Consider the following 19,420-nt stretch of genomic DNA (forward strand, 5'->3'; position numbering starts at 1 on the left):
TTCTTCCAGCAACTCGTCCAGCTGGCCGTCGCCGAGCATGCGCTCGACCTGGCCCAGGCTCAGCGGCACGGGGGGCTTGATGCCGTGGGTACGGGCCATCAGTTCGGTGGAGCGTTCTGGGCCGGTGTCACCCGGGTGAGGTTGGGCGATCGGCTTGAAGAAGCCGACCTTCAGGCCGGCGCGCTCCAGGGTGCGCACCAGGCCCAGGCTGATCGAAGTCAGGCCGACACCGAAGTCGGTCGGCGCAATGAAAAAAGTCTGCATGCGTGCTTCTCGAAATAAGCGGTGCAAGAAATTAACGGCCAAGGGTAGCGCTATCGGCCCCTTGTGCGCACCAGCCGCAAGCGAAAGGTTGGCCGATGTGCTGCGCGCGCAGTACTGGGTCGAGTACCCACGGCCTGGCCTGCCACGGCGGCTGATGCCGCAGGTGCTGGGTGTGGCCGCACGACAGTTCGGCCACCCAATGGCCTTCATCGTCCTGATGGAAGCCGGTGATCCGACTGATGGGCCGTTGCTCGTCCGCAGCGCGTTCGCAATCGGGCGATGGCTTGGTTACACTTGTCCGCTCTACATTCTTTTGCAAAAGGTCTTGCCCCATGCTGATCGCCGCCAACAAGGCTGTCTCCATCGACTATACCCTGACCAACGACGCCGGGGAGACCATCGACAGCTCCGCCGGTGGTGCGCCGCTGGTTTACCTGCACGGTGCCGGCAACATCATCCCGGGCCTGGAAAAAGCCCTGGAAGGCAAGCAGGCCGGTGACGAGCTGAACGTTTCCATCGAGCCGGAAGACGCCTACGGCGAATACCTGGCCGAACTGGTCAGCACCCTGAACCGCAGCATGTTCGAAGGCGTCGACGAGCTGGAAGTGGGCATGCAGTTCCACGCTTCCGCGCCGGACGGCCAGATGCAGATCGTCACCATCCGTGACCTGGACGGCGACGACGTCACCGTTGACGGCAACCACCCACTGGCTGGCCAGCGCCTGACCTTCCAGGTCAAGGTAGTTGACGTGCGTGATGCCAGCGAAGAAGAAATCGCTCACCGTCACATCCACGGTGAAGGTGGCCATCACCACTGATTTTCTGCGCTAAGCTCAGAAAGTCGCCAGGCGCTCGGGCAAACCGATTTGCCTTCCTTCGGGAGGTAGACGGTTTGGACGGGCGCCTTTTTAGTGGGCGGAATTCGCCTGCGCGGCAACCGGGAATCTGAGAGGGGATTTCATCATGAGTGCATTTCACGACCTGAAACTGGACAGGCTGGACGGTAGCGAGCTGCCCCTTGCACCGTTCAAGGGCCAAGTGGTGCTGGTGGTCAACGTTGCCTCCAAGTGTGGCCTGACGCCGCAATACAAGGCGCTTGAGAACCTCTACCAGGATTACAAGGACAAAGGCTTCAACGTGCTTGGCCTGCCGTGCAACCAGTTTGCCGGCCAGGAGCCGGGCAGTGAAAAGGAAATTCAGGAATTCTGCAGCCTCAACTACGGGGTGAGTTTTCCGTTGGGGGCCAAGCTGGAAGTGAACGGGCAGGGCCGCCATTCGCTGTATCGCCTGCTGGCGGGTGAAGGCGCAGAGTTCCCAGGCGACATCACCTGGAACTTCGAGAAGTTTCTGGTGGGCAAGGACGGGCGGGTGCTGGCACGCTTTTCGCCACGCACGGCGCCGGATGATCCGGCAGTGGTGCAGGCGATCGAGAAGGCGCTGGGCTGATAAGCCTGCTCCGTATCAAGGCTGCCAGGTGCCTGGCACGGGATCTTCAGTGCCTGTGAGATCGAGCGCCACTCGATTTCACTGGCGCTGAAAACCCTGCGTCGAACCCCCAGCCTGAACACCGCTTCGACGGCAAGCACTGAACAAAAACCCCTCAAACTGCTCGACAATCCCCGGCCAGCCCTGACGACTGGCATGCTGCCGGGCATTCAACCGCACCCGGCGCAACGTTTCCTCTTCCTCCAGCAACCAGCAAGCTGCATCGATGAACGCCGCCTGATCCCCCGGCATGGCCAACGCGCCGCTGTGGCCGTGGCGAATATGCTGCGCTGCCGCCGCCTCGTCATACGCCACCACTGCCAGCCCTGAGGCCATGGCCTCAAGTACCACATTGCCGAAGGTCTCGGTCAGGCTCGGGAACAGGAACAGGTCACCGCTGGCATAGTGCTCGGCCAGTACCTCCCCGCGCTGGGCGCCGCAGAAAATCGCATCCGGCACCTGCTGCTCAAGCGCGGCGCGCTGCGGGCCGTCACCCACCACGACCAGGCGCAGGCGTTTCTGTGGATAAGTCTTCTGCAGTGCCTCCAGGCAAGGGCGCAGCAGGCCCAGGTTCTTTTCCACCGCCAGCCGGCCGACATGCAGCACGGCGATGTCTTGCGGGCCTAGGCCCCAGCTTTCACGCAACGCCAGATTGCGCCGGGCCGGGTTGAACAGGCAGGCATCCACACCTCGGGCCAGCAGTTCCAGGCGCTCGAAACCACGGCGCTCCAGTTCCAGGCGTTGACTGAGGCTAGGGACCAACGTGCTCGCCGTGCGCCGATGGAACCAGCGCAGGTAGTGCGTGAGCAGGCGCGCCAGCAGCCCCAGGCCGTACTGGCCGGAGTACTGCGGGAAGTTGGTGTGAAAGCCGCTGACCACGGCAATCCCCAGGCGCCGGGCCGCGCGCAGCGCGCTGAGCCCCAACGGCCCTTCGGTGGCGATGTACAGCACATCCGGGCGCTGTCGCCGCCAGCGGCGCAACAGCTTGTGCATGGACACCTCGCCCCACTGCAAGCCCGGGTACCCAGGCAGGCCCCAGCCACGGCACAGCATCAGCTGCGGGTCGTTGTGCACGGGCCCTTCACCGGCCTGACGCGGCCGCACCACCTCGACTTCATGGCCACGCTGGCGCAACCCTTCACTCAGGCGGCCAAGGGTATTGGCCACGCCGTTGATCTCGGGCGGGAAGGTTTCGCTGACCAAGGTGATACGCAGGGCGGGTGTATTCATGACAAAAAGTTTCCGCCTGCGGGGTTGCGTGAATGTGACTGCCATGTGACGTACTGATGACGCCTGACCAGCAACACGCTGCGCCTTATGAATATTTCCTTTCATGGCACTCAAGAAGGTGTCCCTGGCAGCCGATGAAGATGCATTCGACTACCGATGCGCTCCAGGAGTGCGGTGATGTTCAACAACAAGCTCAAGCAAGAAATCCGGCAGCTGCGCGAAGACCTGATGTCCATCGAACAGGTCAAGAGTAGCCTCGACAGCGAAATGCTGGTGCTGCAGCTCGACCCCCAGGGACGGATCGAGATGGTCAATGGCAACTTCGAGAGCGAGATGCTCTACCGCGCCGATCAATTGCTTGGACGCAGCATCGAGGACATCGTCCCCGCCCATGTGAAGTCGCTGGACTTCTACCAGCGCATGAAAAGCGCGATCAGCCGTGGCGAACACCTCAATGGCGCGTTCCGCCTGCTGCGCGGCAACGGCCATGAAGCCTGGCTGCGGTCGATCCTGCAGCCGGTCAAGAACAGCGAAGGGCGCATCAAGTACTTCACCATGCACTCCAGCGACCTTACCCGCACCATCGAGACATCCCGCGAGCACGAAAGCCTGATCAAGGCATTGATGCGCTCTACCGGCGTGATCGAATTCGACCTCAACGGCACCATCCTCACCGCCAACGAGCGCTTCCTGGCTGCGGTCGGCTACCGCCTGGAGCAGATCCGCGGCAAGCACCACCGCATGTTCTGCGAGCCGGAGGAGGCCAACTCGGTCGGCTACCAGGCGTTCTGGGACAAGCTGCGCCGTGGCGAATACGTTGCCGACCGCTTCAAGCGTATCGATGCCCATGGCCGGGTGATCTGGCTGGAAGCATCGTACAACCCGCTCTTCGACGCCCACGATGTGCTGTACAAGGTGGTCAAGTTCGCCACCGTGATCACTGACCAGGTCAATCAGGAGCAGGCCGTGGCCGAAGCGGCAGACGTGGCCTACAACACCTCGCTGGGCACCGATGCCAGTGCGCGCAAGGCCACTGCTGTGGTGACCCAGAGCGTCAGCGTGATGCGTGGCCTGGAAGCCTCGATGCAAGAGGCGGCCGAGGGGATCCAGGCGCTGGACACCCAGTCCCGGGTGATCGGTTCGATCATCAAGACCATCAGCGACATCGCCGGGCAGACCAATCTGCTGGCGCTGAACGCAGCCATCGAAGCTGCCCGCGCGGGCGAGCAGGGCCGGGGGTTTGCCGTGGTTGCCGACGAAGTGCGCCAGCTGGCTTCGCGCACCAGCACCGCGACCGAGGAAATCGCCCGGGTGGTGCAACAGAACGAGCAACTGGCCCAGGCGGCGGTATCGATCATCGATACCAGCAAACGCCAGGCCGAGCAGGGGCTGGCGCTGGCCGACGAGACCGGCAGCGTGATTGTCGAGATTCAGGACGGGGCGAAGCGGGTGGTGGATGTGGTCGGGCAGTTTTCCAGCCGGTTGGGGCAGTAGCAGCCAAGTAACGGGGGCCGCACTGCGGCCCATCGCCGGCAAGCCGGGCTCCCACTCTTACGGCATAGCCCTCAAGTTCTGCATGGCCCAAGTGGGAGCCTGGACGCTGTACTCAGTTGCGCTCGCGCACCCAGAACAACGTGGCCCCGGCCACCGCCGCCGGCATCATCAGCACGTTCACCCCCGGAATCATCAGCGCCAGGTACGTGATGCCGCCAAAGCCCAGCGACTGCCAGCGTTTTTGCCGCAGCCAGGCGAGCATGTCCTGCCAGCTCATCTTGTTATTGTCCGCCGGGTAGTCGATGTACTGGATGGCCATCATCCATACCCCGAACATCAGCCACAGCGGCGCGGCGATTACGTTGACTACCGGGATGAACGAGAGGATGAACAGGCCGATGGCCCGTGGCAGGAAGTAGCCCAGCTTGCGCATTTCGCGGCTGAAGGTGCGTGGCACCATGGCCGCCAGCTCACCCCAGCTGAACGCCGGGAAGGTGTCTTCGCCACGTACCACCACCTCGACCTTTTCCGCCAGGAAGCCATTGAACGGTGCGGCAATGATGTTGGCCACCAGCGTGAAGGTGAAGAACACCATCAGCACCAGCAAGGCAACGAACAGCGGCCAGAGTATGTAGCTGAGGAAGCTCAACCAGTCTGGCAGCGTCGGCATCAGAGCATCCAGCCACAGGCTGAACTGGTGGCCGGCGAAGTAGACCATGCCACCGAACAGCAACAGGTTGACCGCCAGCGGCAGCAGCACGAACAACCGCAGGTTGGGGCTCAGCACCAGTTTCAGGCCTTCGCGAAGGTATTGGGGGCCAGAGAGGACAGGGGCTTGCATCGAGGTACTCCGCAAAGAAGGAAAACGCGCTGACCTTACCGAGTTTGCCGCGCCGACGAAAGGCGGGCAGCCAGGGGGAAACCGGCTGTAACAAAAGCGCCAGGCATTGGCAGTCGATGAAATCACAGCATAGAGGATGCCTATGAGGTGGATTGTCGAAGGATATTTCCTTAATCTTTGCGACCTCGCTACAGTGCGCTCAACTTTCCGCTTTCCGGGCCTGTGCGTTGTAGCCTTCCCCAAGGTGCTGCGTGGGCCCCTTTTAATTTTCCAGCTGGCGCAGCCGGTACACCGATGCCGGCCCTGCGGCCCGCTCGACAGGAGTTCGACATGTCTGAAGTACGTCATTCGCGCGTCATCATTCTGGGTTCCGGCCCTGCCGGTTACAGCGCTGCGGTGTATGCCGCCCGTGCCAACCTCAAGCCGCTGCTGATCACCGGCATGCAGGCGGGTGGCCAGCTGACCACCACAACCGAAGTCGACAACTGGCCGGGCGACCCACACGGCCTGACTGGCCCGGCCCTGATGCAGCGTATGCAAGAGCACGCCGAGCGCTTTGAAACCGAAATCGTCTTCGACCACATCAACGCCGTCGACCTGGCCAACAAGCCGTTCACCCTGCAAGGTGACAGCGGCACATACACCTGCGACGCGCTGATCATCGCCACTGGCGCCAGCGCCCGCTACCTTGGCCTGCCTTCGGAAGAGGCGTTCATGGGCAAGGGTGTTTCGGCCTGTGCCACCTGTGACGGCTTCTTCTACCGCAACAAGCCGGTGGCGGTAGTGGGCGGCGGCAACACTGCGGTGGAAGAGGCGCTGTACCTGGCCAACATCGCCAGCAAGGTGACCCTGGTGCACCGTCGCGAGACTTTCCGCGCCGAGAAGATCCTGGTCGACAAGCTGAACGCCCGTGTCGCCGAAGGCAAGATCGAGCTCAAGCTCAATGCCACCCTGGACGAAGTGCTGGGTGACAACATGGGCGTGACCGGTGCGCGCCTGAAGAACAACGACGGCAGCAGCGACGAAATCAAGGTCGACGGCGTATTCATCGCCATTGGCCACACCCCGAACACCTCGCTGTTCGAAGGCCAGCTGACCCTGAAGGACGGCTACCTGGTGGTTGCCGGCGGCCGTGAAGGCAATGCCACCGCCACCAATGTCGAAGGCGTGTTTGCCGCTGGGGACGTGGCGGACCACGTTTACCGCCAGGCCATTACCTCGGCCGGTGCTGGCTGCATGGCGGCGCTGGACGTCGAGCGTTACCTGGACGGGCTGGCCAACGCTTCGTTCTGATTCAAGTGGGGCGGGGGTCGCTTTGCGGCCCTTTGCAAACAACAAAAAACCGGCTCGATGGCCGGTTTTTTGTTGTTTGCAATCAGCTCACAGGCTCAACCGCATCGACAGGTCGACCGCCTTCACATCCTTGGTCATCGCACCGATCGAGATGTAGTCCACGCCGGTCTCGGCAATCTCCCGCAAGGTCGTCTCGTTGACCCCGCCACTGGCCTCGAGCTTGGCCTTGCCGGCTGTAATGCGCACCGCTTCGCGCATCTCTTCCAGGTTCAATTCATCAAGCATGATGATGTCTGCCCCGGCGGACAGTGCCTGGCGCAGTTCGTCCAGGCTTTCCACCTCGATTTCCACCGGCTTGCCCGGCGCAATGCGGTGGGCCGCCGCCACGGCTTGAGGCACACCGCCGCTGGCGGCGATATGGTTTTCCTTGATCAGGAAGGCGTCGTACAGGCCGATGCGGTGGTTGTCGCAACCGCCACAGGTAACTGCGTACTTTTGCGCCAGCCGCAGGCCCGGCAGGGTTTTACGGGTATCCAGCAGGCGCACCTGGGTGCCCTCCACCAGGTCCGCCAGGAACCGCGCACGGGTGGCCACCCCAGACAGCAGCTGCAAGAAGTTCAGCGCACTGCGCTCACCGCTCAGCAGCGAACGGGCCGGCCCTTCGAGGTGGAACAGTGGCTGGTTGGCCTTGGCGCGTTCGCCGTCGGCCACCTGCCAGTGCACTGCCACGCGCGGGTCGAGCTGGCGGAATACCGCATCGACCCAGGCCGTGCCGGCGATCACACAGTCTTCGCGGGTGATGATGGTGGCCTTTGCCAGGCGCTCGGCCGGGATCAACTGCGCGGTTATATCGCCACTGCCGATGTCCTCCAACAGTGCGCGGCGCACATTGGCTTCGATTTCAGCGGTCAGGTCGGCGAGGCGTAGGTTCGGCATGGTCGGCTCCAAAAGCTAGATGCCCGCGATTATAGGGCAGGGGACCTAGGTGTACAGCCGCATTGGTCACGACCTTTGGTCGGGCATCGTGAGCATCCACGGCGAATCAAGGTCCTTGATCAGCCAGTGAAACGATGCTGGCAGCTGTGCGAAATTTTACCGATAATGGTGACCAGTATTTGGCGTCATGGGTTTGACGACCTCTGGCCCGTGTGGCCAGTCACCCAGCAAGGAGTCCGGGATGCAGAAAGAAGGCAAGGTGGTGCCCTTGGCGGCAGCCATCGACCGAGGGGGGCGTATGCCTCTGCCTTGCCTTCCGGTGTTGCTTCTGCAAGTGCGCGACAAGGCCGCCCTGCAGTTGCGCCAAGGCTTGCAGGACTTGTTCGACAACGCTGACGACACCCTCTTCGAAATGGCCGACAAGGCCCTGGATCGCTGTGACCAGAACCTTTATTTCGAGGCCATGCGCGACCTGCGCCTGAAGCGTAAAAGCATCGAGCGTGGTTTTCTCGACATCTTCTACGATACCTTCGCCCGCATCGGCCAAGTTGACCTGCTGGCGCACCTGGCCGATGCCGGCAAGCCGCGCAGCAAGGCCCAGGTAGAGCGGGCCGTTGCCGTCGAAGGCATGGTAGGGCGGGTGCTGTCACGCGATGGCATTGCCCTGCAGCAACTGGTTTTGCGCTTGCAGGTGCTGCTCGACCGCCCGTTGTACGAGCAACATAACCCGCTGGGGCCTGCCGCGTTGTGCGACTATTTTCTCGACGCCGGTCGCAACCTGGGGGTAGGCCTGCGGGTCAAGCTGGTGCTGCTCAAGCTGTTCGAGCGCTATGTGCTGCGTGATGCCGACATTATCTACAACCAGGCCAACCAATTGTTGCGTGCGGCCGGCGTGCTTGCCGAGTTGCCACTGCCGCCGCGGCGGCGTGCCGAAGACCGGCGCATGCGCGCGCGCCGTGGGCCTGTAACAAAGGGCCAAGCGCCAGACGCAGACGCCACAGGCCAGGCCTGTTTCAACGCCTTGCAAACGCTTCTGGCGCCGGTGCGCGGTCAGTTCGCGCCGCGCTTGCACAGCGCGACCAGCGTTCAGCCAGTCAGCACCGCCGACCTGCTGCGCCTGCTTTCGCATCTGCAGCGCTATGTGCCCGCTACCCATCAGGCTGATGATTTCGACCTTGGCCAGCAGCTTGAACAACTGCTGTTGCGGGTCAGCGTGCGCAGCGGCACGCACCGGCGGATCGCCTCGGCCGACGAAGACATGCTCAACCTCGTCGGTCGGCTGTTCGCCTTTATCGAGCGCGATGACAACTTGCCCGCCAGCCTGCGCCCGCTGCTTGCACGCCTGCATATTCCGCTGCTCAAGGTGGCCTTGCTGGACAAGGGGCTGTTCAGCCGGGCCAGTCATCCGGCACGCCGGCTGCTCAACGAGATCGCAACCGCGGCGATGGGTTGGGAGTGCGGTAGCAAAGGCCTGCGCGACAGCCTGCACCTGAAGGTTGAGCGTATCGTCCAGCGTCTGCTCAACGATTTTGCTGAAGATGCCAGCCTGTTTGCCGAGTTGCTCGACGACTTCGTCGCCTTCAATCAGGACGAGCGGCGGCGCAACGAGCTGCTTGAACAACGCACCCGCGACGCAGAACTGGGGCGTGCCCGCGCATTGCAGGCCAGGCAGCAGGTGCAGCAAGTACTCAATCAGCGTCTGCGGGGCCGGCTGTTGCCGCAGGTGGTAGTACAGATGCTGGTGCAAACCTGGAGCCAGGTATTGCTGTTGGCGTGGTTGAAGCAAGGCGAGGCCTCCAGGGCCTGGCGCGAGGCATTGCAGACCATGGACACGCTGCTGGTCAGCGTTACCCCTCCACAGGATCCTCAAGCCCTGCTGCAGCAAGTGCCGAGCCTGCTCAAGGCATTGCGTGATGGATTGACCAGCGTGGCCCTGGATTCCCTGGCAACCCGCGAGTTCTTCTTGCAACTGGAGCAATTGCACCTGCGTGCCTGCGCAACAAGCAGCGAGCTACCGCCTGGCGGCCAGCGGCAGCGCTTGAGCGACGTGCTGGTGGCCGAAGATATCGTGCTGGCGATAGCCGAGGAGCCAGCCTGTGCTCCGTTGCAGGTTGCCGACGCGCAGGCTGCGGCGCTGCAGCAGGTACAGCGGCTGCGTATCGGTACCTGGTTCGAGGTGCTTGACGAGGCCGAGCCGCAGCGTTGCAAGCTGGTGGCGCGCATCGACAGCAGCGACAGGCTGGTGTTCGCCAACCGCACCGGCATGAAAGTGCACGAATGGAGCGCCGCCAGCCTGGCCCAGGCCCTTCAGCGCGGCGATTTGCGCGTGCTCGATGACGGGCTGCTGTTCGAGCGAGCGCTGGAGGCAGTGCTCGACGGTTTGCGGCGTCGGCAGGTGCAGTAGCTGGCAACATTACAATCATTCACATGCAAACGGCGTTGAGCGCAGGGCATACTGTTGCTCTGTTCATGGCGTTTTCAGGATCTGCCCCATGCAATTGGACCGTGCCACTGGCTGGTTCCACGGAATCGGAATCACCCACTGCCCCTCGCCGAACTTCAATGCCCGCCCCGAAGGCGAAGCGATTTCCCTGCTGGTGATCCACAACATCAGCCTGCCGCCAGCCTGTTTCGGTACCGGCAAGGTGCAGCAGTTCTTCCAGAACCGCCTGGACCCCAACGAACACCCCTATTTCGCCAGCATCAACCACCTGACCGTGTCCGCGCACCTGTTCGTCGAGCGTGATGGTGCGGTGACCCAATTCGTGTCGTTGCTTGACCGCGCCTGGCACGCGGGTGTGTCGTGCTTCGACGGGCGCGAAGGCTGCAACGATTTCTCCATCGGCATCGAGCTGGAAGGCACCGACGATCTGCCCTATACCGATGCCCAGTACGCGGCGCTGGAGCAGCTTACCCGGCACATCCGGGGCGCCTGGCCGGCCATCGACCTGTCTCGCATCCAGGGTCACAGCGACATCGCCCCGCAGCGCAAGACCGATCCCGGCCAGGCCTTCGACTGGTCGCGCTACCGCAAAGCGCTGCAGCACAACGAGGACAAGGCATGAGTTTTCTGGTGTTGTTGCTGGCGCTGTGGGTCGAGAAGTTCTCGGCCTTGCGCCATCAGGTCCAGCGTGACGGGTTTTTCCTTGGCGAGCTGGTGCGCTTGGAGCGTAGCGGCAAGGTGCACCCCTGGTGGACGCTGGCCATTCTGGTGCTGGCCCCGGTTGCGCTGCTGGTGTTGCTGCTGCATGTGCTGGAGCCGGTGGCGTATGGCTTGCTGGCCTTGCCAGTGCACCTGCTGGTGCTGATCTACAGCCTGGGCCGTGGCGATGCCAAGGCTTCGCTGGGGCCGTTCCGTGATGCCTGGCGGCGGGGCGATGACCAGGCGGCGTTGCATGTGGCCGAGCGCGACCTGGGCCTGTCCGCCGATGAACCGCACAGCCTGCTGGTGCGTGTGCAGGGCAACCTGTTGTGGCAGGTGTATCAGGGCTTTTTCGCGGTGATTTTCTGGTACTTCTTGCTGGGGCCCGGTGCTGCGCTGGCTTATCGCCTGCTGGCGCTTTGCGGTGAACACAGCAGGCAGCCGGCGCTGCAGAAACGTGCCGGGCAGCTGCGGCACATCATGGACTGGTTGCCGGTGCGCGTACTGGCCCTGAGCTTCGCGCTGGTGGGCAACTTCCTGGCGGTCACCCGGGTAATGTTGCACGAGGTGCTCAACTGGCACATCAGTGCTGCGCACCTGGTGGCCCGGGTGGGGCGTATCGCCGATGACATTCCCGAGGAAGAAGACAGCCAGCGCGGGCTCGGGCGGTTGGACAGCCTGTGGGAACTGCTGCTGCGCTGTGCGGTGTTGTGGTATGCAGGGTTTGCGCTGTGGACGGTGCTGGTCTGAACCGAGGCCGCTACCAGCCAAATACCTCGCAAGCATTGCGGCTGCTGGCTTCGGCCAGCTCCGCGACTTCCACCCCCATCACCTGCGACAGCGCCTCGGCAATCTCCGGCAAATGCTCCGGGCTGTTGCGCACCCCGGGGTACATCACCGGCGCCATGTCTGGCGCATCTGTCTCCAGCACAACGCTGTCCAGCGGCAGCCGCGCCAGTGTCTTGCGCAGCCGCAACGCCTGGGGCCAGGTGCCGGCACCGCCCAGGCCGAGCCGGAAGCCCAGCTTGATGTACTCGCGGGCCTCTTCATAACTGCCGGCAAAGGCATGAATCACCCCCGCGCGCGCCGGCTTGTAGCGCTTGAGCGTGGCGATCACCTGCGCATGGCTGCGGCGCACGTGCAACAGGGCGGGCAAATCAAGGTCGCAAGCCATTTGCAGTTGCGCTTCGAACAGTGCCTGCTGGCGGGTCTTGTCCAGGTCTTCGAGGTAGTAGTCCAGGCCGAACTCGCCCACCGCACACAGCCGTGGGTTACCCCGCAGGCGTTCCAGCCACTCGCGCAGCTGCGCCAGATGCTCCGGGCGGTGCTGGTCAAGGTAGACCGGGTGCAGGCCGAGCGCCGCGAACAGCCGTTGATCGGCGCAAGCCAGGTCCCATACCCTTTGGAAGTTGGCCTGGTACACCCCCAGCACCACCATCCGCTCCACCCCGCGCGCCGCCGCGTTGGCCAGCAACTGCGGGCGGTCGGCGTCGAAGTCGGGGAAGTCCAGGTGGGTGTGGGTGTCGATCAGGCGCATGTTCAGGCCGCAGTGATGCGTTGCTTGAATGTGCGACCGACGGCATGCACGCCAGGCTCGTAGCGCTTTTCTTCGATCGCGGCCAGCGCCAGCTCCAGCGCGGTGGCGGCAATCAGGCCATGCTGCTGGGCCATGGCATTGACCGGCAGCGGCAGGAAATCGAGCAACTGATTGTCGCCGAAGGTGCCAAGCTGCAGCTGCCGCGAATCGGCAGGGCGTGCCTGCAGGGTGTCGAACACCCCTTGCAGCAGCACATACGAGGTGGTCACCAGTGCATCGGGCAGGCCGCCGAGCTCATCGATCAGTTGCTGCATCAGGCGCTGGCCGCACTCACGGCTGAACGCTTCGCCCTGATAGCGGCGCACTTCACCGGCATAGCCATGCAGGGCTTCGTCGAAGCCACCGGCGCGCGCCTGACTGACCGACAGCTCGGGGCGTGCGCCGATCAGGGCGATGCTGCGTGGGGCCGCGCTCAGCAGGCTGGCGGCCAGTTGGCGGCTGGCGTCGCGGTCGTCGCTGATCACCGAGCAGAAGTGAGCGGGGTCCAGGCGGCGGTCGATGGCAATCACCGGCAGGCCTTTGTCCTGCAGCTCGCGGTAGCTGTCATCTTCTGGCGGCAGGCAACTGGCAACGAACAGCGCATCGCAACGGCGGGCACGGAACAGCTGCTGCAACTGGCGTTCGCTGTCGGGCTGGTCATCGCTGCTGGCGATCAGCAGCTGGTAGCCGCGGGCGCGGGCGCCTTGCTCCAGCTGCTTGGCAATGCGGGCGTAGCTGGGGTTCTCCAGATCCGGGAGAATGAAGCCCAGGGTACGGGTATGCCGGCTGCGCAGACCGGCGGCCTGCGGGTTGGGCGTGAAGCCATGGGCCTCGACCACCGCGCGTACCCGCTCGACAGTGCTGCTGCTGATGCGCTGCTGTTCGGCCTTGCCATTGATGACGTAGCTGGCAGTGGTCACGGACACACCGGCCAGACGGGCGATATCGCTGAGTTTCACCGAATTTTCCTTGTTATTACCGGGGCTGGCTGTGAGGCCTGACCGGGTAGTTTGACCCGCTACAGGCAGCACGCGCAGACGACCATTGTCGCAATTGTCCGACAGGATGGGGCTTTTTCATCGGCAGATTATCGAGTAACGTGGCCGTCTGGTCAGATTAAACGTTTCAGCTGCCGAATTTTCTGCCTCGGCTTGCACTTGTGCAAGGCTGTTGAACTGGCCGTCTACGTGAATTTCACAACAATACTCCAGTACCCGACCGGGAACTGCAAAAGGAGAAGGTCATGCTCGAGCTCGTCAAGGAGCAGATAGCCATGGGCCAGACGGCCGCCGACAAAGCTGAGGCATTACGCCTGCTGGCCAGGCGGCTGGTCGCTGACGGCCTGGTCGCCGAGGGCTACCTGCAGGGGTTGCAGGACCGCGAGGCGCAAGGCTCGACCTTCCTTGGGCAGGGCATTGCCATTCCCCATGGCACGCCGCAGACCCGTGACCTGGTGCATGCCACCGGCGTGCGCCTGCTGCAGTTTCCCGAGGGCGTGGACTGGGGCGATGGCCATACGGTCTACCTGGCCATCGGTATCGCAGCCCGCTCCGACGAACACCTGCGCCTGCTGCAACTGCTGACCCGTGCGCTGGGCGAGACCGACCTGGCCGAAGCCTTGCGCCGGGCGAGTTCCGCCGAAGCGTTGCTGAAACTGCTGCAGGGTGCGCCGCAGGAACTGGCGCTGGATGCACAACTGGTCGGCCTGAACCTGCCGGCCGAGGACTTCGACGAGCTGGCCTGGCGCGGTGCCCGGCTGTTGCAGCGCGCCGATTGTGTCGACAGCGGCTTTGCCGCCGTGCTGCAACAGGCCGAGCCGCTGCCGCTGGGCGAGGGCCTGTGGTGGCTGCACAGCGAGCGTCAGGTGCGCCAGCCGGGCCTGGCCTTCGTTACCCCGCAGCAACCGCTGCGCTACCGCGACCAGCCACTCAACGGCCTGTTCTGCCTGGCCAGCCTTGGCGCTGCCCACCAGGCCCTGCTTGAGCGCCTGTGCGAGGTGCTGATAGAGGGCCGCGGGCAGATGCTGTACCAGGCCACCAGCAGCCGCGCGGTACTGCAAGTGCTGGGCGGCGAAGCGCCGGCCGACTGGCCCAGCGCGCGTATCGTGCTGGCCAACCCGCATGGCCTGCATGCGCGCCCGGCCAAAGTGCTGGCGCAGCTGGCCAAAGGCTTCGAAGGGGAAATCCGTGTGCGCCTGGCCGACAGCACTCAGCCGGCGGTGTCGGTGAAGAGCCTGAGCAAGCTGCTCAGCCTCGGTGCCCGTCGCGGTCAGGTGCTGGAACTGGTGGCCGAGCCAGGCATTGCCGCCGATGCCTTGCCGGTGTTGCAGACTGCCATCGAACAGGGCCTGGGCGAAGAGGTGGAGCCGCTACCAGCAGGCACCGCTGCCGTCGCCGAAACCACCCCTGAAGTGCTGCAGGCCCCCCAGGCTGGCAGCCGTATCCAGGGCGTTGGCGCTGCCCCTGGCATTGCCAGCGGCCCGGCGCATGTATGTGTCGAGCGTGAGTTCGACTACCCCTTGCGTGGCGAGTCGTGTGCCCAGGAGCGGCAGAAACTGCGCGAAGCCCTGGCGAACGTGTCCAGTGAATTGCAGGCATTGATCCAGCGCAGCGACAAGGCCATTGGCGAGATATTCGTCACCCATCAGGAAATGCTCGCCGACCCGGCGTTGACCGACGATGTCGAACAGCGCCTTGGCCAGGGCGAAAGCGCCGCAGCGGCGTGGATGGCCGTGATCGAGGCGGCCGCCCGCCAGCAGGAGGCGTTGCACGATGCCTTGCTGGCCGAGCGCGCCGCCGACCTGCGCGACATCGGCCGGCGCGTGCTGGCGCAGTTGTGCGGTGTGCAGCCCCAGGTCGAACCTGAACAACCCTATGTGCTGGTGATGACCGAGGTCGGCCCGTCCGATGTCGCCCGGCTGGACCCGGCGCGGGTTGCCGGTATCGTCACCGCTCAAGGTGGCGCCACCGCCCACAGCGCCATCGTTGCCCGTGCCCTGGGCATTCCGGCAGTGGTCGGCGCGGGTGCTTCGATACTGCTGTTGCACAGTGGCACGCCGCTGCTGCTCGATGGCCAGCGCGGCGCGGTCAGCGTGGCGCCGCCGGCAGATGAGCTGCAGCGTGCCCTGGCCGAGCGGGATTTGCGCGAGCAACGCCTGCAGGCCGCCTGGGCTGACCGCTTCGAACCCGCCGTTACCCGTGATGGCCACGCCGTCGAAGTGTTCGCCAACATCGGCGACAGCAGCGGCATTGCCAAGGTGGTGGAGCAGGGCGCCGAAGGCGTCGGCCTGCTGCGCACCGAACTGATTTTCATGGCCCACCCACAACTCCCGGATGTGGCAACCCAGGAGGCCGAGTACCGTCGCGTGCTCGATGGCCTTGATGGCCGGCCGCTGGTGGTACGCACCCTGGATGTCGGTGGCGACAAACCGCTGCCGTACTGGCCGATTGCGGCCGAGGAAAATCCGTTTCTCGGTGTGCGTGGGGTGCGCCTGACCCTGCAACGCCCGCAGGTGATGGAAGCGCAGTTGCGCGCCTTGCTGCGGGCTGCCGACCAGCGCCCGCTGCGCATCATGTTCCCGATGGTTGGCCAGGTGCATGAGTGGCGCGAGGCGCGGGCCATGGTCGAGCGTCTGCGGACAGAGATCCCGGTAGCGGACTTGCAACTGGGCATCATGGTCGAGGTCCCTTCGGCAGCGCTGCTGGCGCCGCAACTGGCACGCGAGGTGGACTTCTTCAGCATCGGCACCAACGACCTTACCCAGTACACCCTGGCCATCGACCGTGGCCACCCTAGCCTGTCGGCCCAGGCCGACGGCCTGCACCCGGCAGTGCTCAGCCTGATCGACATGACCGTGCGTGCTGCGCATGCGCACGGCAAGTGGGTGGGTGTGTGCGGTGAGCTGGCGGCCGACCCGCAGGCCGTCGCCGTGCTGCTCGGCCTCGATGTAGATGAGCTCAGTGTCAGCGCGCGCAGCATTGCCGAAGTCAAGGCCCTGGTCCGCCAGGCCGATCACCAGACGGCCCGCGCCCTGGCGCGTGAGGCCCTGCAACAGGACAGCGCCGCAGCGGTTCGCGCGCTGGTGGAGCGTTACTGAATGGCCAAGATCCTCACCCTCACCCTGAACCCGGCGCTGGACATCACCATCGGCCTGGATACCTTGCGCACGGGGCAGGTCAACCGCAGCCAGGCGCAGCAGACTGACGCCGCCGGCAAGGGGCTGAACGTTGCCCAGGTACTGGCCGACCTGGGGCACAGCGTTACCGTTGGCGGTTTCCTCGGGCAGGACAACCTGCAACCGTTCGAGGCACTGATCGATGGGCGCGGCTTTGCCGATTGCTTCGTCCGCGTGCCCGGCGAAACCCGCAGCAATATCAAGCTGGTCGAGGCTGACGGGCGCGTCACCGACATCAACGGCCAGGGCCCGGAGGTCGACGAGGCTGCTCGCAGCGCCTTGCTGCGCCTGCTCGAACAGGTCGCCCCTGGGCACGATGCCGTGGTTGTCGCAGGCAGCCTGCCGCGTGGAGTGGGTGCCGACTGGTTCCGCCAGTTGCTCGACCAGTTGCAGGCCCAAGGCCTGAAGGTGGCCCTGGACAGTAGCGGCGAAGCCCTGCGTGCCGGACTGCAAGGCGCGCCCTGGCTGGTCAAGCCCAATACCGAAGAGCTGGGCGAGGTGCTTGGCCTGGCTGTGGATAACCCTGCACAGCAGCGTGCCGCGGCGCTGCGCCTGTTGGCCAGCGGCGTTGAACATGTGGTGGTGTCTGCCGGCGAGCAGGGCGTCAGCTGGTTCGCCCGCGACCTTGCCCTGCATGCCAAACCACCCAAGGTACGTGTCGCCAGCACGGTCGGCGCAGGGGATTCGCTGGTGGCCGGCATGGTCCATGGCCTGCTGCTGGGTGAAGCGCCGGCGCAGACCTTGACCCGCGCCACCGCGATCGCCGCCCAGGCCGTTACCCAGGTCGGCTTCGGCATCCGTGACCGCGAGCAACTGGCGCGGCTTGAAGCTGCCGTGCAACTGACAGAACAACAAGAGGGTTGCCGATGAACATTGCCATTGTCACCGCCTGCCCCAACGGCCAGGTGTCGAGTGTGCTGAGCGCTCGTTTGCTGGCCGCTGCCGCCCAGCGGCGTGGCTGGAGCACCAGCGTCGAAGTGCAGGACGCCGGCCACCCGGAGCGGCAGCTGAGCGCGGCGCAGATCGCCGAGGCCGACTGGGTGCTAGTGGTCAGCACCGGCCCGGTGGACCTGGGCCGTTTCGTCGGCAAACGCGTGTACCAGAGCACGCCCTCGCGGGCGCTGGCTGACCGCGAAGGTTTCCTGGATGAAGCGGCAGCCAACGCTCAACTGCTGGCCGCAGAGGCACGCCAGGCCGAAGTTGCCGGCGCTGGCGCGCGCATTGTCGCGGTCACCGCTTGCCCGACCGGTGTTGCACACACCTTCATGGCCGCAGAGGCCTTGCAGCAAGCTGCACAACAACTGGGCTATCAGCTGACTGTCGAGACCCAGGGCTCGGTCGGTGCGCGTAACCCCTTGTCTGCCGACGCGATCGCCGAGGCGGATGTGGTGCTGCTGGCCGCCGATATCGAAGTCCCTGCCGCGCGTTTTGCCGGCAAGCGCATCTACCGCTGTGGCACCGGCATCGCCCTCAAGCAGGCCCGTGCCACGCTGGACAAGGCGCTGGCCGAGGCCAAGGTGGAAAGCAGCGCTGACGCTGCAGCGGCCAGCCCGGCAGCGAAAGGTGAGAAAACCGGTGTGTACAAGCACCTGCTCACCGGCGTGTCGTTCATGCTGCCGATGGTAGTGGCCGGTGGCTTGCTGATTGCCCTGTCCTTCGTGTTCGGCATCGAGGCCTACAAAGAGCCCGGCACCTTGCCGGCCGCGCTGATGCAAATCGGTGGCGAGGCTGCATTCAAGCTGATGGTGCCGCTGCTGGCGGGGTACATCGCCTGGTCCATCGCCGACCGCCCGGGGCTGGCCCCCGGCATGATTGGCGGGCTACTGGCAAGCACCTTGGGCGCGGGTTTCATCGGCGGCATCGTGGCCGGCTTTCTTGCCGGTTACAGTGCCAAGGCCATCGCCCGCTGGGCGCGCCTGCCCAACAGCCTGGAGGCACTCAAGCCGATCCTGATCATTCCCCTGCTGGCCAGCTTGTTCACCGGCCTGGTGATGATCTACGTGGTCGGCCAGCCGGTGGCGGCCATGCTCGCAGGGCTCACGCTTTTCCTCGACAGCATGGGCACCACCAATGCCATTTTGCTGGGTCTGTTGCTGGGCGGCATGATGTGCGTCGACCTGGGCGGGCCGATCAACAAGGCAGCGTATGCCTTCTCGGTAGGCTTGCTGGCATCGTCTAGCTACGCACCGATGGCAGCCACCATGGCTGCCGGCATGGTGCCCCCGATCGGCCTGGGCATCGCCACCTTCCTGGCCCGGCGCAAGTTCGCCCAGAGCGAGCGCGAGGCGGGCAAGGCGGCGTTGGCGCTGGGGCTGTGCTTCATCTCCGAAGGCGCAATTCCGTTCGCCGCCAAGGACCCGTTGCGGGTAATCCCGGCCAGTGTTGCCGGTGGGGCGTTGACCGGGGCGTTGTCGATGTACTTCGGTTGCAAGCTGATGGCGCCGCATGGTGGCCTGTTTGTGCTGCTGATTCCGAATGCGATCAACCATGCATTGCTGTACCTGCTGGCGATCGTGGCGGGCAGCTTGCTGACGGCGGTGGTGTATGCGCTGATCAAGAAGAGCGAGCAGGTGGAACTGGCTGTGGCGCCGGTCAAGGGGTAAGGGGGAGGGCCTATCGCTGGCATCAAGGCTGACAGGTGCTCGCCGCAAGATTTGCAGCGCCTGTGAGATCGAGCGCCGCCCGCGCGGCGCTTCGCGGGTGAACCCGCTCCCACATTTGTTGCAACGTACCAAACCTGTCAGGCCATGGTTGCCAGCCTTGGTGGCTTGACTGGATTTCTCGGTGAGCCTCACTACAGCCTCACCTGTCTCAAGCCATGCACCAAGGCGGGCAACCCCTTTCTCACAGACATGGCCACGTTGCAACAAATGTGGGAGCGGGTTCACCCGCGAAGCGCCGCGCGGGCGGCGCTCGATCTCACAGGCGCTGCAAATCTTGCGGCAGCACCTGCAAGCCCTGATGCGATCCCTAAGCGCGCCGATG

The 19,420-nt window shown here is 64.5% G+C and carries 17 protein-coding genes and 2 pseudogenes; 12 read left to right on the forward strand and 7 right to left on the reverse strand.

Features of this window, described 5'->3' with window-relative positions; all coding sequences use genetic code 11:
• Both HP547_RS14315 and HP547_RS14320 read right to left on the reverse strand, forming a co-directional pair.
• The coding region (locus HP547_RS14315) for an AAA family ATPase (RefSeq protein WP_172286641.1) at nucleotides 1-264 on the reverse strand (264 nt) is incomplete at its 3' end.
• A 31-nt stretch (nucleotides 265-295) separates the two neighbouring features.
• Complete coding sequence (locus tag HP547_RS14320; RefSeq protein ID WP_172220036.1) at nucleotides 296-598, reverse strand: DUF3565 domain-containing protein; 303 nt, start codon at nucleotides 596-598, stop codon at nucleotides 296-298.
• Here HP547_RS14320 and HP547_RS14325 point away from each other — a divergent pair.
• Nucleotides 597-1,082, forward strand: a complete 486-nt coding sequence (locus tag HP547_RS14325) for a peptidylprolyl isomerase (RefSeq protein WP_172220015.1) — start codon at nucleotides 597-599, stop codon at nucleotides 1,080-1,082. The genes HP547_RS14320 and HP547_RS14325 overlap by 2 nt on opposite strands.
• A gap of 145 nt (nucleotides 1,083-1,227) precedes the next feature.
• Nucleotides 1,228-1,710 (forward strand): glutathione peroxidase, encoded by a 483-nt coding sequence (locus HP547_RS14330; RefSeq protein WP_172286642.1) that lies wholly within the window; start codon nucleotides 1,228-1,230, stop codon nucleotides 1,708-1,710.
• A gap of 78 nt (nucleotides 1,711-1,788) precedes the next feature.
• On the opposite strand, the gene HP547_RS14335 is transcribed toward HP547_RS14330, so the two are convergent.
• Nucleotides 1,789-2,979 carry a glycosyltransferase family 1 protein gene (locus tag HP547_RS14335; protein ID WP_172286643.1) on the reverse strand — a complete coding sequence of 397 codons (1,191 nt, stop codon included), beginning with the start codon at nucleotides 2,977-2,979 and terminating at the stop codon, nucleotides 1,789-1,791.
• A gap of 306 nt (nucleotides 2,980-3,285) precedes the next feature.
• Between HP547_RS14335 and HP547_RS29960 the strand changes: the two are divergent.
• Nucleotides 3,286-3,885: pseudogene (locus HP547_RS29960) on the forward strand (PAS domain-containing protein); the annotation flags it as partial.
• Between the two features lie 228 nt (nucleotides 3,886-4,113).
• Nucleotides 4,114-4,473 (forward strand): annotated as a pseudogene (locus tag HP547_RS29965) (methyl-accepting chemotaxis protein); the annotation flags it as partial.
• 112 nt (nucleotides 4,474-4,585) lie between these two features.
• On the opposite strand, the gene cysZ reads toward HP547_RS29965, so the two are convergent.
• Nucleotides 4,586-5,314, reverse strand: coding sequence for a sulfate transporter CysZ (gene cysZ, locus HP547_RS14345; protein ID WP_172286644.1), 729 nt, complete (start codon nucleotides 5,312-5,314; stop codon nucleotides 4,586-4,588).
• Nucleotides 5,315-5,644: 330 nt separating this feature from the next.
• Between cysZ and trxB the strand changes: the two genes are divergently transcribed.
• Nucleotides 5,645-6,607 carry a thioredoxin-disulfide reductase gene (trxB, locus tag HP547_RS14350; protein WP_172286645.1) on the forward strand — a complete coding sequence of 321 codons (963 nt, stop codon included), beginning with the start codon at nucleotides 5,645-5,647 and terminating at the stop codon, nucleotides 6,605-6,607.
• A gap of 87 nt (nucleotides 6,608-6,694) precedes the next feature.
• Here trxB and nadC read toward each other — a convergent pair whose 3' ends face one another.
• Nucleotides 6,695-7,543, reverse strand: a complete 849-nt coding sequence (gene nadC, locus HP547_RS14355) for a carboxylating nicotinate-nucleotide diphosphorylase (protein WP_172286646.1) — start codon at nucleotides 7,541-7,543, stop codon at nucleotides 6,695-6,697.
• 241 nt (nucleotides 7,544-7,784) lie between these two features.
• On the opposite strand from nadC, the gene HP547_RS14360 reads away from it, so the two are divergent.
• The 3 genes from HP547_RS14360 (at nucleotide 7,785) to ampE (ending at nucleotide 11,435) form a co-directional block, all read left to right on the forward strand.
• Nucleotides 7,785-9,947 (forward strand): DUF1631 domain-containing protein, encoded by a 2,163-nt coding sequence (locus tag HP547_RS14360; protein WP_172286647.1) that lies wholly within the window; start codon nucleotides 7,785-7,787, stop codon nucleotides 9,945-9,947.
• Between the two features lie 88 nt (nucleotides 9,948-10,035).
• Entirely contained in the window at nucleotides 10,036-10,608 is a 573-nt protein-coding gene (gene ampD, locus HP547_RS14365; RefSeq protein ID WP_172286648.1) for a 1,6-anhydro-N-acetylmuramyl-L-alanine amidase AmpD, read from the forward strand.
• On the forward strand, nucleotides 10,605-11,435 hold the full coding sequence (gene ampE / locus HP547_RS14370; protein WP_172286649.1) for a regulatory signaling modulator protein AmpE: 831 nt from the start codon (nucleotides 10,605-10,607) through the stop codon (nucleotides 11,433-11,435). The genes ampD and ampE overlap by 4 nt, the downstream gene beginning before the upstream one ends.
• 10 nt (nucleotides 11,436-11,445) lie before the next feature.
• Here ampE and HP547_RS14375 read toward each other — a convergent pair whose 3' ends face one another.
• Both HP547_RS14375 and cra read right to left on the reverse strand, forming a co-directional pair.
• Nucleotides 11,446-12,222, reverse strand: coding sequence for a TatD family hydrolase (locus HP547_RS14375; protein WP_172286650.1), 777 nt, complete (start codon nucleotides 12,220-12,222; stop codon nucleotides 11,446-11,448).
• Between the two features lie 2 nt (nucleotides 12,223-12,224).
• Nucleotides 12,225-13,220 (reverse strand): catabolite repressor/activator, encoded by a 996-nt coding sequence (cra, locus tag HP547_RS14380; protein WP_172286651.1) that lies wholly within the window; start codon nucleotides 13,218-13,220, stop codon nucleotides 12,225-12,227.
• A gap of 284 nt (nucleotides 13,221-13,504) precedes the next feature.
• Between cra and ptsP the strand changes: the two genes are divergently transcribed.
• The 4 genes from ptsP to HP547_RS29370 all read left to right on the forward strand — a co-directional run.
• Complete coding sequence (ptsP, locus tag HP547_RS14385) at nucleotides 13,505-16,357, forward strand: phosphoenolpyruvate--protein phosphotransferase (RefSeq protein WP_172286652.1); 2,853 nt, start codon at nucleotides 13,505-13,507, stop codon at nucleotides 16,355-16,357.
• Nucleotides 16,358-17,305: a 1-phosphofructokinase gene (pfkB, locus tag HP547_RS14390; RefSeq protein WP_172286653.1), complete on the forward strand. Its 948-nt coding sequence runs from the start codon at nucleotides 16,358-16,360 to the stop codon at nucleotides 17,303-17,305.
• The gene (locus tag HP547_RS14395; protein WP_172286654.1) at nucleotides 17,302-19,038 is read left to right on the forward strand and encodes a PTS fructose-like transporter subunit IIB; all 1,737 of its coding nucleotides are present in this window, start codon (nucleotides 17,302-17,304) and stop codon (nucleotides 19,036-19,038) included. The genes pfkB and HP547_RS14395 overlap by 4 nt, the downstream gene beginning before the upstream one ends.
• A 144-nt stretch (nucleotides 19,039-19,182) precedes the next feature.
• The coding region (locus HP547_RS29370; protein WP_218583484.1) for a hypothetical protein at nucleotides 19,183-19,420 on the forward strand (238 nt) is incomplete at its 3' end.

This window comes from Pseudomonas sp. CM27 (assembly GCF_013179515.1).
Classification (GTDB): domain Bacteria; phylum Pseudomonadota; class Gammaproteobacteria; order Pseudomonadales; family Pseudomonadaceae; genus Aquipseudomonas.

Coding starts and splice junctions, on each gene's coding strand:
- ampE (WP_172286649.1), top strand. CDS start 10,605: ATGAGTTTTCTGGTGTTGTTGCTGGCGCTGTGGGTCGAGAAGTTCTCG.
- HP547_RS14395 (WP_172286654.1), top strand. CDS start 17,302: ATGAACATTGCCATTGTCACCGCCTGCCCCAACGGCCAGGTGTCGAGT.
- HP547_RS14330 (WP_172286642.1), top strand. CDS start 1,228: ATGAGTGCATTTCACGACCTGAAACTGGACAGGCTGGACGGTAGCGAG.
- pfkB (WP_172286653.1), top strand. CDS start 16,358: ATGGCCAAGATCCTCACCCTCACCCTGAACCCGGCGCTGGACATCACC.
- ptsP (WP_172286652.1), top strand. CDS start 13,505: ATGCTCGAGCTCGTCAAGGAGCAGATAGCCATGGGCCAGACGGCCGCC.
- ampD (WP_172286648.1), top strand. CDS start 10,036: ATGCAATTGGACCGTGCCACTGGCTGGTTCCACGGAATCGGAATCACC.
- HP547_RS14375 (WP_172286650.1), bottom strand. CDS start 12,222: ATGCGCCTGATCGACACCCACACCCACCTGGACTTCCCCGACTTCGAC.
- HP547_RS14325 (WP_172220015.1), top strand. CDS start 597: ATGCTGATCGCCGCCAACAAGGCTGTCTCCATCGACTATACCCTGACC.
- HP547_RS14320 (WP_172220036.1), bottom strand. CDS start 598: ATGGGGCAAGACCTTTTGCAAAAGAATGTAGAGCGGACAAGTGTAACC.
- trxB (WP_172286645.1), top strand. CDS start 5,645: ATGTCTGAAGTACGTCATTCGCGCGTCATCATTCTGGGTTCCGGCCCT.
- cysZ (WP_172286644.1), bottom strand. CDS start 5,314: ATGCAAGCCCCTGTCCTCTCTGGCCCCCAATACCTTCGCGAAGGCCTG.
- HP547_RS14335 (WP_172286643.1), bottom strand. CDS start 2,979: ATGAATACACCCGCCCTGCGTATCACCTTGGTCAGCGAAACCTTCCCG.
- HP547_RS14360 (WP_172286647.1), top strand. CDS start 7,785: ATGCAGAAAGAAGGCAAGGTGGTGCCCTTGGCGGCAGCCATCGACCGA.
- nadC (WP_172286646.1), bottom strand. CDS start 7,543: ATGCCGAACCTACGCCTCGCCGACCTGACCGCTGAAATCGAAGCCAAT.